Origin of the sequence: Embleya sp. NPDC050154, from assembly GCF_044460165.1 — a bacterium.
In the GTDB taxonomy this organism is placed as follows: domain Bacteria; phylum Actinomycetota; class Actinomycetes; order Streptomycetales; family Streptomycetaceae; genus Embleya.
The window spans coordinates 305384-317719 of record NZ_JBITJP010000012.1; the positions used below are offsets into that span (position 1 = coordinate 305384).

At 70.0% G+C, this 12336-nt stretch carries 8 protein-coding genes; 4 read left to right on the forward strand and 4 right to left on the reverse strand.

The features are described from left to right. Positions 1-30: 30 nt before the first annotated feature. Positions 31-507 carry a Uma2 family endonuclease gene (locus ACIBSV_RS26145; protein ID WP_395867010.1) on the reverse strand — a complete coding sequence of 159 codons (477 nt, stop codon included), beginning with the start codon at positions 505-507 and terminating at the stop codon, positions 31-33. Positions 508-961: 454 nt separating this feature from the next. Here ACIBSV_RS26145 and ACIBSV_RS26150 point away from each other — a divergent pair, with 454 nt between their 5' ends. Then, on the forward strand, positions 962-3556 hold the full coding sequence (locus tag ACIBSV_RS26150; RefSeq protein ID WP_395867011.1) for a bifunctional FO biosynthesis protein CofGH: 2595 nt from the start codon (positions 962-964) through the stop codon (positions 3554-3556). A 91-nt stretch (positions 3557-3647) separates the two neighbouring features. Here ACIBSV_RS26150 and ACIBSV_RS26155 read toward each other — a convergent pair whose 3' ends face one another. Further along, a complete protein-coding gene (locus ACIBSV_RS26155; protein ID WP_395867013.1) occupies positions 3648-5681 on the reverse strand; it encodes an arabinofuranosyltransferase in 2034 nt (677 codons plus the stop codon). A gap of 437 nt (positions 5682-6118) precedes the next feature. Between ACIBSV_RS26155 and ACIBSV_RS26160 the strand changes: the two genes are divergently transcribed. Continuing rightward, positions 6119-7222, forward strand: a complete 1104-nt coding sequence (locus ACIBSV_RS26160) for an ADP-ribosylglycohydrolase family protein (RefSeq protein WP_395867014.1) — start codon at positions 6119-6121, stop codon at positions 7220-7222. Between the two features lie 72 nt (positions 7223-7294). On the opposite strand, the gene nagA is transcribed toward ACIBSV_RS26160, so the two are convergent. Together nagA and ACIBSV_RS26170 are read right to left on the reverse strand one after the other, a co-directional pair. After that, positions 7295-8437, reverse strand: a complete 1143-nt coding sequence (gene nagA / locus ACIBSV_RS26165) for an N-acetylglucosamine-6-phosphate deacetylase (RefSeq protein ID WP_395867016.1) — start codon at positions 8435-8437, stop codon at positions 7295-7297. Beyond that, positions 8434-9390 (reverse strand): ROK family protein, encoded by a 957-nt coding sequence (locus ACIBSV_RS26170; RefSeq protein ID WP_395867018.1) that lies wholly within the window; start codon positions 9388-9390, stop codon positions 8434-8436. Before ACIBSV_RS26170 ends, nagA begins: the two co-directional genes overlap by 4 nt. 244 nt (positions 9391-9634) lie before the next feature. Between ACIBSV_RS26170 and ACIBSV_RS26175 the strand changes: the two genes are divergently transcribed. Together ACIBSV_RS26175 and ACIBSV_RS26180 are read left to right on the forward strand one after the other, a co-directional pair. Continuing rightward, positions 9635-10426 carry a DeoR/GlpR family DNA-binding transcription regulator gene (locus ACIBSV_RS26175; RefSeq protein ID WP_395867020.1) on the forward strand — a complete coding sequence of 264 codons (792 nt, stop codon included), beginning with the start codon at positions 9635-9637 and terminating at the stop codon, positions 10424-10426. A gap of 420 nt (positions 10427-10846) precedes the next feature. Continuing rightward, on the forward strand, positions 10847-12160 hold the full coding sequence (locus ACIBSV_RS26180) for an extracellular solute-binding protein (RefSeq protein ID WP_395867022.1): 1314 nt from the start codon (positions 10847-10849) through the stop codon (positions 12158-12160). Positions 12161-12336 lie beyond the last annotated feature (176 nt).

Below are 12336 nucleotides of genomic sequence, written 5' to 3' on the forward strand. Positions count from 1 at the left end.
CCCGGTGGAGGCGGATCGTGCGAGGGCGGTCTACGCGACGAGGTCGGCGGGATCGAGTTCGACGGGGAAGGATTCCTCGATCCGAGTGGTGGTGCCCGCCGCAAGGCGGCGGGTCAGTTGATACTCGCCCTCGGCGTCGAGCGTGTAGGTGAACAGCACCGGTAGTCGATCGAGTCCGAGTCCGCGAAATCGTGCCGTCTCCAAGCGCCAGAAGTGCAGGATGCCGGCAGCGGCGTACTTGGCGGGCTTGAGGGTGCGGTCGGTCGTGGTCGTCGACGGCGAGACGATTTCGACGACCAGGTGGACCTGCGACGGATCGGGCATCTTGATCCCGCCGGCGAGCGCGGAACGATCGACGACGAGCACGTCCGGGATCAGGCCGGTCTGGTTCCCCATCGGGATGCCGGACGCGGTGACCGCAATGAAGTCGGGTGGTGCCGCAGCGTGCAGGAACATCCGGAGTTGGTCACCCGCGAACTGGTGCCGCATGGATGGCGGCGGGCTCATCAGCACGCTCCCCGACGAGCTCGTATCGGCTGCCGTCCGGTGATGCCTCGTTGAGAGCGATCCACTCGTCCACAGTCCAGGGCTGGACGTGCGACTGCGCGGGGAGAGCCGCCATGGGTAGCACCGCCTTCCTGTCGCCCCGACCTGCCCCGATTGTGACACCCTCCACGGCCACCGGCACGGTCCTTGTCTGGTTCGAACAGTCCAACGACCGAGTCGATCGAAGGTCACCCGAATGGCACAGTCCGGGGTTCGGCGGCCGGACCCGTCGCAGCCCGCACCACCCACGTGACGTGCGACACGAGTCCCGATGCCCTCGATCGAGCACGCCTACCCTTGGTCTGTTCGGGGGACGGCGTCGCGTCGGCTCCCGTTTGTCGGCCGGTCGGAGCGTACGTGGTGCGGTCGGCCCGCCGATCAGGCCCGAGCAACAGCGACGACAGCGAGGTGTCGCATGACCCCGACCCCCAACGAGGGACGTCCCACCGAGAGTTCGATGCGGCGCGCGCTGCGACGAGCCCGAGACGGGGTCATGCTCGACGTCTCGGAAGCGGCCGTGCTCCTGCACGCGCGCGACGCGGACCTGGCGGACCTGAGCCGGTCGGCCGCGCGCGTGCGCGACGCCGGGCTGGAGGCGGTGGGCCGCGGCGGGATGATCACCTACAGCCGAAAAGTGTTCATCCCGCTGACCCGGTTGTGCCGGGACCGCTGCAACTACTGCACCTTCGTCACCGTCCCCGGCAAGCTCCGGCGCGAGGGCCACGGGATGTTCCTCAGCCCCGACGAGGTGCTGAAGATCGCCCGCGAGGGGGCCGCGCTCGGCTGCAAGGAAGCGCTGTTCACGCTGGGGGACCGGCCCGAGGACCGCTGGCCCGAGGCGCGCGAGTGGCTGGACGCGCACGGGTACGACGACACGCTCTCGTACGTGCGGGCGATGTCGGTGCGGGTGTTGGAGGAGACCGGCCTGCTGCCGCATCTCAACCCCGGGGTGCTCTCCTGGACCGACTTCCAGCGGCTCAAGCCGGTCAGCGCGTCGATGGGGATGATGCTGGAGACCACCGCGACCCGACTGTGGTCCGAGCCCGGCGGCCCGCATCACGGCTCGCCGGACAAGGAGCCGGCCGTACGCCTGCGGGTGCTGGAGGACGCCGGGCGCTCGAACGTCCCGTTCACCACCGGTCTGCTGATCGGCATCGGCGAGAACATGACCGAGCGGGCCGAGTCGATCTTCGCGATGCGCAAGGTCGCCCGGCAGTACGGCTCGATCCAGGAGATCATCCTGCAGAACTTCCGCGCCAAGCCGGACACCGCGATGCGCTCGACGCCGGACGCCGACCTGGTCGAGCTGGCCGCCGCGATCGCCGTCTCCCGGCTCGTGCTCGGGCCCAAGGTCCGGATTCAGGCCCCGCCGAACCTGATCGGTGACCAGTACGCGCTGATGATCGCGGCCGGCATCGACGACTGGGGCGGCGTATCGCCGCTCACCCCCGACCACGTCAACCCCGAACTCGCCTGGCCGCAGATCGAGTTCCTCGCCGAGCGGACCGCCGAGGCGGGTTTTGCGCTGCGCGAGCGGCTCAACGTCTACCCCGAGGTGATCCTGCGCGGCGAGCCGTGGGTGGACCCCCGGGTGTTGCCGCACGTGCGCGCGCTGTCCGACCCGGAGACCGGGCTCGCGATCGAGGGCAAGTGCCCGGAGGGCCTGCCGTGGCAGGAACCCGAGGACATCTTCGCCGCCGCGTCCGGCCGCACCGACCTGCACGTGAGCATCGACACCGTCGGCCGCACCAGCGACCGCCGCGACGACTTCGACAACGTGTACGGCGACTGGGAGTCGCTGCGCGAACAGGTCGCCGACGCCGCCACCGGATCGGTGGTCCGGCTCGACGCGGAGGTCCGGGCGGCGCTCTCCCAGGCCGCCGCCGACCCGACCCGGCTGACCGACGACCAGGCCCTCGCGCTGTTCCACTGCGACGGCGTCGCGATGGACGAACTCGGCCGGATCGCGGACGACTTGCGTCGCGAGGTGAACGGTGACGAGATCACCTACATCGTCAACCGGAACATCAACTTCACCAACGTGTGCTACACCGGCTGCCGATTCTGCGCGTTCGCCCAGCGACGCACCGACGCGGACGCGTACACCCTCTCCCTGGACCAGGTGGGCGAGCGGGCCGAACAGGCGTGGGCGGTCGGCGCGACCGAGGTCTGCATGCAGGGCGGCATCCACCCGGACCTGCCCGGCACCGCCTACTTCGACATCGCGCGCGAGGTCAAGAAGCGGGTGCCGGACATGCACGTGCACGCGTTCTCGCCGATGGAGGTGGCCAACGGCGCGACCCGCACCGGGATGTCCATCCGGGACTGGCTGACCGCCGCCAAGGAGGCGGGCCTGGACACCATCCCCGGCACCGCCGCCGAGATCCTCGACGACGACGTGCGCTGGATCCTGACCAAGGGCAAGCTGCCCGCCGCGACCTGGGTCGAGGTGGTCAAGACCGCACACGAGCTGGGTATCCGCAGCTCGTCGACGATGATGTACGGCCACGTGGACACCCCCTCGCACTGGCTGGGCCACTTGCGCCTGCTCGGCCGGATCCAGGACGAGACGGGCGGCTTCACCGAGTTCGTCACGCTGCCGTTCGTGCACACCAACGCGCCGGTCTACCTGGCCGGCATCGCCCGCCCGGGCCCGACCCTGCGGGACAACCGCGCCGTGCACGCGATGGCCCGGATCCTGCTGCACGGCAAGATCGACAACATCCAGACGAGCTGGGTCAAGCTCGGCGTCGAGGGCACCAACCTGATGCTCGAAGGCGGCGCGAACGACATGGGCGGCACGCTCATGGAGGAGACCATCTCCCGGATGGCGGGCGCCGACAACGGCTCCAAGAAGTCCATCGCCGAACTCGAGGCGATGGCCGCCTCCCTGGGCCGCCGAGCCCGCCAGCGCACCACCACCTACGGCGAGGTGAGCCCCGAGCGCCAGGAAGTGGCCCGCCGCCACGACGCCGACGTCGAACGCATCATGCTCCCGATCCTGGGCTGATCCGGCCGACCCGTGGACCGACGATCGCGCCCGCCGCCCCCTTGCGCAGGGGCGGCGGGCGCGATCGTGTCCGGGCACTACGGGTACGGGTTCAGCGCGGCGACACCAGGGTGAAGGGTCCGACCTTCTTCAGGTTGAACACCGCGGGGTCGATGAGCTTCTTGGGGAACACCACGTCGCGCCACTGGTTCTCGGGCGACATCGGGAACGCGTCGACGACCATGCGCGCGTGGTACCCGTCCGCCTCGGCGCGCAGGAGCATCACGTCCGGGGCACGCCATGGACTGGCCTTCATCCGCTTGATCAGATCCTGTGCCGAGTCGGCGGCGGCCCAACGGGCGACCTCCTTCTGGCGCGCGTCCAACTCGCCCAGCGGGTTGGAGTATTGCGGGATGTAGGCCAGGAAGCCCCAGTAGGGCTTTATCGCGAGCAGTCGGTAGTTGTCCGTGAGCAGGACCGTCTTGTTCGGCGCCTTGTTCTTCGTGGCATCGGCGATGGCCCGGAAGACCATGCGATCCAGTTCCAGCGCCGCGAGGGTGTCGCCGGTCGGCGGTTCGTCCCGGATCCGTGGCTCGTGACCGTCCGGATAGGGCTCGCCCAGGGCCTGGTCCAACGAACCCCGGTCGGAGCGGGCGAACTGCTGGGCCACCACGACGCCCGACGCCACGGCGAGCACGGTGACCACGGCGAGCGCGGTGCGCGCGATCCTCGGCTCGGTCGCCCTGGCCCGGATCTCCCGCAGCCCGGCAGCGAGCCCGAACACCCCCGCGGCGGCCAGACAGAGCTCCAGGATCGGGGTCACCCGGAAGGTCAGCAGGGTGGTGTCCGCGACACCCGCGGCGAAGGAGAAGACCGACCACGTGTAGCAACCGACGACGCCGATCGCGAGCCCGCGCGCGATGATGTCGCCGGCTCCGACCGCCCAGATCAACCAGACCACGCCGATCAGACACAGCACGCCGATCGGCGTGAAGTCCAACATCGGTGTGGCGAAGGTCGCCCCCTCGGGAAAGAGGTAGTGCTGCGCCGCGTTCCTGGGCATCCCCTGGCGGACCGCTTCGAGCAGGTACGGCAGCCACACCGGGAGGATGAGCACCGCCGCCGCGCCCGCGATCGGCAGCAGTCGGCCGAGCACCGTACCGAGCGTGTAGCCGGACGCAGGCGCGCCGCGCGGGTTCGGGATCCGGGCCGAACGCCTGCGGTCGAGCACCAGCCCGACCACGGCGGATCCGAGGATCACCAGCGTGAGGAAGCCGGTGATCAGCGTGTAGAACAGCGCGGAGATGCCGAGGAAGACCCCGATGCCCAGGAGCACGCCGAGGTTCTTCGGTCGGCGGTCGCGGTGGGCGTCCCGGCCGCCTCGGGCCAGCATGTGCGCGATGGCGACCACGACCGGCGGGGCCAGTGCGGTGACGACCCACGCGTAGCCCTCGTTCACCGCCGGCGACATCCCGGACAATCCCACCAGCGTGGTCGCGGTGCTCAGCGCGATGGCCATCGGACGGGAGACGATCGCACTCCACAACGTGAACGCGAGGGCGACCGTGACACCCGCGGTCAGGATGGTGAACGGCTTGTAGGCCTCCCAGCCCGCCAGGCCGAACAGGTTCGCGAAGCGTCCGCCGAGCCAGAACCAGCCCGTGGGGTACAGCGGGGGCGTGTTCTCGTAGTTCATGTCGGACAGCCGAGGCGAGTCGGTCATCCGGGTCAGGTACTGGCTGCGGAACGAGTTGTCGCCCGCGAGTCCGCCGTAGTACCACTTGGTCGCGTACAGCGGCAGCGCGAGCACGATCGTCGGCAGCGCGGTCAGCAAGACCCAGGTCAGCACGGTGCGCAGCAGTGGCCGCTTCCCGCCGCGCAGGATCAGGAAGGCGATCGCGCCGAGCAGCGCGAGGGCACCGAGACTGGCGAACTCCAACGGGATCAAGGACTTGGAGAGGGTCTGCGACTTGTCCGGTCCGACCATGATCCGCGGCCGGGGCAGCCCGGCGTGGGTGATCAGGTACTGGAGCGGAAGGCTGGTCGCGACCGCAACCGCCGCCGCACAGCACAGTTCGCCGATGATCGACCACGATCGGCGATCCGCACGGCCGACCGCCGGGCCGGCGGATCCTTTTCCGGACACGGGCGAACGCGCCACGTCGTGCGCCGAATGATCCGACATTACGTCCACCAAGCGGTCCCGTTCGATGAGATCCGGGAGCGTTGGTCGGCTTCCGGATCGGCTGACTCGAGCACCGAGGCGAGTGGGCCGCCGCGGATCGATCGGGCCGGACACGGTTGCCGGACTCGTCGGGGCCTGCACCTCGGGACGGCAGCCTATCCTCCGACCCGATCATGCCCCCACGAGCGCGGCGCTCCCGCCCGAGACGGACCGGGACTCGTCCCGTCCCGGTGGATACTCGTTCCTTCGCGGTGGATAGGAGTCGGGTACCGCGACGGAGGCCGGCCGGTGCCCGCTCGCCGACGCTGCCCCGACCGGGTCGTCGGACGCGTGTGCGACCCCTTGGTGACTTGCCGCGGGTACGCTGCCGTGGGGTGTCGGGGGAGGGGAGTACACACATGGCCGCACTCTGGTCCAGAGACCGGCTGCAGGACTTTCGGGCGCGAGTACGGGGGTGCCTGGTCGGAGGGGCGATCGGTGACGCGCTCGGCGCCGGCATCGAGTTCCTCAGTCTTGCGGAAATCCGCGAACAGCACGGGCCCGACGGGGTCGTCGGGTATGTGACGGCGTATCACCGGCACGGCGCGATCACCGACGACACGCAGATGACGTTGTTCACGGTGGAGGGTCTGATCCGCGCGCACGTGCGCCGGGACACCGGCGCCTGGCATCCGCCGACCGATCTGCACGGAGCGTATCTGCGCTGGAAGGCGACGCAGAGCGAGTGGGGGCCGGACGAGCGCAAGGACGAGGGCTGGTTGGTCCGTGAGGAGTGGCTGTACAGCTCGCGTGCGCCCGGATCCGCGTGCCTGCGCGGGCTGGAGGACGAGAGCGTGATGGGCACGCTGGAGCGGCCGAAGAACCCCGATTCCAAGGGGTGCGGGGCGGTGATGCGCTCGGCGCCGTTCGGCCTGTTGGTCGGCTGGCGTCCCGAGCTGGTCTTCCAACTCGCGGTGGAGTGCGCGGTGCTGACGCACGGTCACCCCACCGGCTATCTGTCGGCGGGCGCGTTCGCGGTGATCGTGCACGCGGTCATGCAGGGCGCGCCGCTGGAGGAGGGCGTGCGGGTGGCGCTGGAGTTGGTGAAGTCCCGTCCCGAGCACGCCGAGACGGCGCAGGCGATCGAGGCGGCGCTGGCCGCGGTCCGCGCCGGCGTGCCCTCGGCCGAGCGGGTCGAGGCGCTGGGCCAGGGCTGGACGGCCGAAGAGGCGCTGTCGATCGGTCTGTACTGCGCGCTGGTGGCGCCGGACATGCGCACCGGACTGCTGCTCGCGGTCAACCACGGCGGCGACAGCGACTCGACCGGGTCGATCTGCGGCAACCTGCTGGGCGCCATGCACGGCGACACCGTGCTGCCCGCGGACCTGGTCGCCGAGCTCGAAGGCCGGGGCGCCATCCTGGAGTTGGCCGACGACTTCGCGATGGAGATGACCCAGGGCACCACGCTGCACGGGCCCGAGGCGGGCGATACCTCCTGGGCAAAGCGCTACCCGCCCAACTGAGTGCCGGCGGGCGCGCCTCCAGGTCCAACCGAGCGCCGGCCGCCCCGACTTCGGGGCGGCCGGCCGGTTCGGTCAGGGGCGGCGGTCGTCCACCCACGCGCCGCCGGCCATCACGGCGCGCACCCGCAGCGCGTCGTCGAGCACCACCAGGTCGGCCCGCTTGCCCGGCTCCAGGGTGCCGACCCGATCGGCGATGCCCAATGCCCGGGCGGGGGTGGCGGACAGCGAGCGGACCACGTCGGCGATCGGCAGGCCGCCCGCGACGCCGTTGCGCAGCGCCCGGTCCAGGGTCAGCGTGCTGCCCGCGATCGAGTCGCCGTCGGCCAGCCGGGCCACCCCGTCGACCACGTCCACGGTCATCACCCCCAGCGGGTACACGCCGTCCGGCATGCCCGCCGCGCCCATCGCGTCGGTGATGAACGCGACCCGATCCGGCCCGGCGCTCGCGTAGGCCAGATTGACCACGCTGGAGTGCAGGTGCACGCCGTCGTTGATCAACTCGACCACCGCGTCGCTGTCCTGGAGCAGCGCGGTGACCGGTCCCGGCTCGCGGTGGTGCACGCTGCGCATCGCGTTGAACAGGTGGGTGGCCACACTCGCGCCCGCGGCCAGCGCCGCGCGCGTCTCGCGGTGGGTGCCGTCGGTGTGCCCCACCGCGGCGATCACCCCCTCGTCCGCCAGTCGGCGCACCAACTCGATGCCGCCGGGCAGTTCGGGCGCCAGCGTGAGCATCCGGATCGCGCCGCTGCCCGCCTTCAGCAGCGCGGTGACCTCGTCCCGGTCGGGCGCGCGCAACTGGGTCGGGTCGTGCGCGCCGCAGCGGGCCGCGCTCAGGTACGGGCCCTCCAGGTGCAGCCCGGCCAGCCTGCCGTCGTGCACGAGCGGGGCCAACTCGGTCACGATCCGCAGCAGGTCCGCGGGGGAGGCGGTGACCAGACTCGCGACCGTGGTCGTGGTGCCGTGCGAGCGATGGAATTCGGCCACCCGCAGCGCCTCGTCCGGGTCGCCGGAGGTGTACGAACCGCCCCCGCCGCCGTGTACGTGCATGTCCACGAAGCCGGGCACGATCCAGCCGCCCGCGACGTCGACCGCCGGCTCCGGACCGGCCGGCAGGCCCGGGCCCGCGAAGGCGATGCGATCACCGACCACGCCCACCGAAGCGCCCTCGACCACCCCGGAGGGCAGCACCACTCGCGCATTGCCGAGCACCGTCACCCGCGCACCTCCAAGGTGTCCCACGCGATCAGACCGGCGCCTCGGCAACCGGCCTCGTCTCCGAGCGCCGCGGTCACCAGCGGCGGTACGTGTTGAACCACGGCGCGCTCGGCGAGCAGCGTCCGCAGGGGGTTGAACAACTGTTCCCCGGCGAGCGAGAGACCGCCGCCGATGACCAGCAACTTCGGGTCGTACAGCGCGAGTCCGGTGAGCAGGCCGTCCGCGAACGCGGACAGGCCCTGCCCCCACACGGCGGCCGCGACCCGGTCGCCGGCGGCCACCCGGGCGACCACCTGGGCCGCGCTCAGCGGCGGATCGTCACCCGGCGCGGCCTCGGCGAACGCGTGCGCGATGGCGGGCCCGGAGAAGTGCGCCTCCAGACAGCCGACCGCACCGCACGTACACCTGCCACCGCCCGGCCGCACCGTGATGTGGCCGATCTCGCCCGCCTGTCCATGCGCGCCCGGGTAGGGGCGGCCGTTCAACACGAGCACCGAGGCGAGCCCGGTGCCGATCGCCACGAACAGGAAGTTGTCGCAATCGCGACCCGCCCCGAGCCGGCCCTCGGCCAGCGCGCCGGTGCGCACGTCGTGGCTCAAAGCAGCCGGTAGACCGAGCCGGTCCGCGATCAGCGCGCGCAGCGGCACCTCGCGCCACTGGATGCTGGCCGACCACACCGCGACGCCCGCCGGGTCGTCCACGATCCCCGGCACCACGACCCCGGCCGCGCGTGGCACGCCGCCCAGTTCCACCGCCCGCTCGCGCAGCGCCGCGGCGAAGTCGACGATGCCCGCGACCACCGCGTTCGGGCCGTGCGTGCGGCCGGTGGGCCGTCGCTCGCTGTAGACGAGGTTGCCGCCCGCGTCGACCACGCCGCCCTTGATGTCGGTACCGCCGACGTCGAGTGCGACGACGCAGTCCGCGCCGGACAGGTCGGACGGCGGGGTGTTCACGTGCGGCATCGGCGTCTCGCGTCTGGTAGGTGGGGCAGATTGTGAGCCCGAGGGCGGGTGGATCCGTGAATGCGCGTTTGTGCTCACTGGATAGCAGTTGAAAACATGAACATGCAACAGCATCGTTCAGTGAGCGCAGGCTCACGGAAACCCCGACGCTCGACACGTGTGGGGCGCCCGCGAGGATGTCCGGAACGATCCGACGCGAGTCGGCCAGGGCTGTCGGACAGGGCGGAGGTCACGGGTGAGCCGTTACGAGCGGTGGGGTGCGCTTCTCGAGCTGTTGGCCAAGCACGGTCGGCTCGAGGTCGAGGACGTGGCCTCGGAACTGGATGTCTCGCCCGCGACGATCCGGCGCGACCTGGATCAGCTCGCGCAGCAGCAGATGCTGACCCGCACGCGGGGCGGCGCGGTCGCGCACGCGGTCTCCTACGACCTGCCGCTGCGCTACAAGACCGCCCGGCACGCGTCCGAGAAGCAGCGCATCGCGCAGGCCGCCGCGGCGCTGGTCAAGCCGGGCGAGACGATCGGGCTCAACGGCGGCACCACGATGACCGAGGTGGCCCGTGCCCTGGTCGCCCGGGCCGACCTGCACACCGAGGGCGACTCGAACGCGCAGGCGTTCACGATCGTCACCAACGCGCTCAACATCGCGGGCGAGCTGGCCGTACGGCGGCACGTGAAGATCGTCGTCACCGGCGGCGTGGCCCGCACCCAGTCCTACGAACTGATCGGCCCGTTGGCCACCGGCATCCTGCGCGAGGTGGCCCTGGACGTGGCGATCCTGGGCGTCGACGCAATCGACGTCGAGCACGGCGCGAGTGCCCACCACGAGGGCGAGGCGAGCATCAACCAGTTGATGGCCGCCGGCGCCGGTCGGGTGGTGGTGGCCGCGGACTCGTCCAAGCTCGGGCGCCGCGCGTTCGCCCGGATCTGCCCGCTGGATCGCATCGGCGTGCTGGTGACCGACACCTCGGCACCCGAGGAGGCCACCGCCGCCTTCGTCGACGCGGGCGTGCGGGTGATCCGGGTCTGAGCCCGCGCGCCGGACCCGCCCGGCGCCCCCGAAGCACCCGTTCGCCCGGGACGTGCGACCACGCGTCCCGGGCGTTCGCATATCCGTTCGCCAACCAACCCGATAGACCATTCGTGAGATCGAACCGACACCGTCTGTGTCGGTTCCTCAGCATGCGCGCACGGATGGGTCCCGCATGGGTAACGAATTGCTCTGCAAACTTCCTCGACCCCTCCTCGGAATCTCAGGATTGGTGTAGACCTTTCTTCCGTCGAGGTGTTGACTGCCGACACGGCGAGTCCGCAAAATGCTCGATGCTGCTCAAGAGTTTTCTTCAAATCCGTGTTGCGAACAGTTTTGCGCAAGCGAGTGCATGGGTTTAGCGCGACCAAACCCTCACCAACGGTCCTGTTTTCCCGAAGGCATGAAGGCGGTACTGCGATGAAGCGGCACCAGATGGCATTGGCGGCGACAGGACTGTCGGCCGCACTGCTTCTGTCGGCGTGTGGTGGCTCGGACGACAAGAAGGACGACGACAAGGCGACCCCCGGCGCCTCCGGTGAGGCCGGTGCGCCCAAGGACGGGTCGATCAAGCTGGTCGTCGCGGACTACGGCAGCGGCGACGGCAGCATGCAGAAGTACTGGAACGGCGTGATTTCGAGTTTCAACGCGAAGTACCCCGGCATCAAGGTGAACCTGCAGGTCGTCAACTGGGACGACATCGACAAGCAGGTCGCGACCATGATCCAGAACAACGACATGCCCGACCTTCTGCAGACCGGCGGTTATGCCGACAAGGTCGTCGACGACCTGCTCTACCCGGTCGACGACGTCATGTCGCCCGCCGTCAAGGCCGACTTCGTCGAGTCGTTCACGCCCGCGGCGACGGTCAAGGGGAAGCAGTACGGCATTCCCTTCACCTCAAGCACCCGGCAATTGATCTACAACACGGACCTGTTCGCCAAGGCCGGAATCACCGACCCGCCGAAGACCTGGGACGAACTCAAGGCCGCCGCGACCAAGCTCAAGGCCGCGGGCGTGCCCACGCCCTTCGGCCTGCCGCTGGGCAAGGAGGAGGCCCAGGGCGAGTTCATGAACTGGGCGCTGGGCAACGGCGGCGGCTACCAGACCAACGGCAAGTACACGGTCAACAGCCCGCAGAACGTCGAGGCCCTGAACTGGGTCAACGACAACCTGGTCAAGACCGGCCTGACCGAGTCCAACCCCGGCACCAAGAACCGCAAGGACGTCTACACCGACTTCTACGGCGGCAGCGTCGGCATGGTGAACAGCAACCCCACCATGATCGCCACGCTCAAGAAGGACTACCCGAACCTCAAGTACGCGACCGCGCCGATCGCCGGCAGGACCGGTCCGCTGAACGAGACCCTCGGCGTCGCCGACTGGATGATGGCGTTCAAGAAGAACGGCAAGAAGGACCAGATCAAGGCCTTCGTCGACCACGCCTTCAGTACCGACCAGCAGATCAAGTTCCAGGAGCAGTACAGCTTCCCGCCGGTGACCAAGTCGGTGATGGCCAAGATGACGGCCAACCCCGCCAACGCCGGCCTCAAGCCGTACATCGACCTGCTCCCGAAGGCGAAGTTCTACCCGCTCAACGACGTCGCGTGGGACGTGCTCTCGCCCAAGATCAAGGAGCAGTTGGGCAGCGCGGTCTCCGGCAAGTCGCCCAAGGACGTGCTGGACCAGCTCCAGAAGGAAGCCGAAGCGGCGGTCGCGCAGCAGAAGAGCTGACGCACCACAGATACGTCCGAGCACCGAAGGAGGAGGACGGCCCCGTGGCCGAAACCGCCGTACGCAGAGCGCCTTCCGTCGTCACCAGAGTCAAGAAGGCGCTGGCCCCGCTGCCGTGGATCGGCCCGGCCGTCCTCCTGATCGGTGTCGTGGTCCTGTGGCCCGTGGTCGTGATG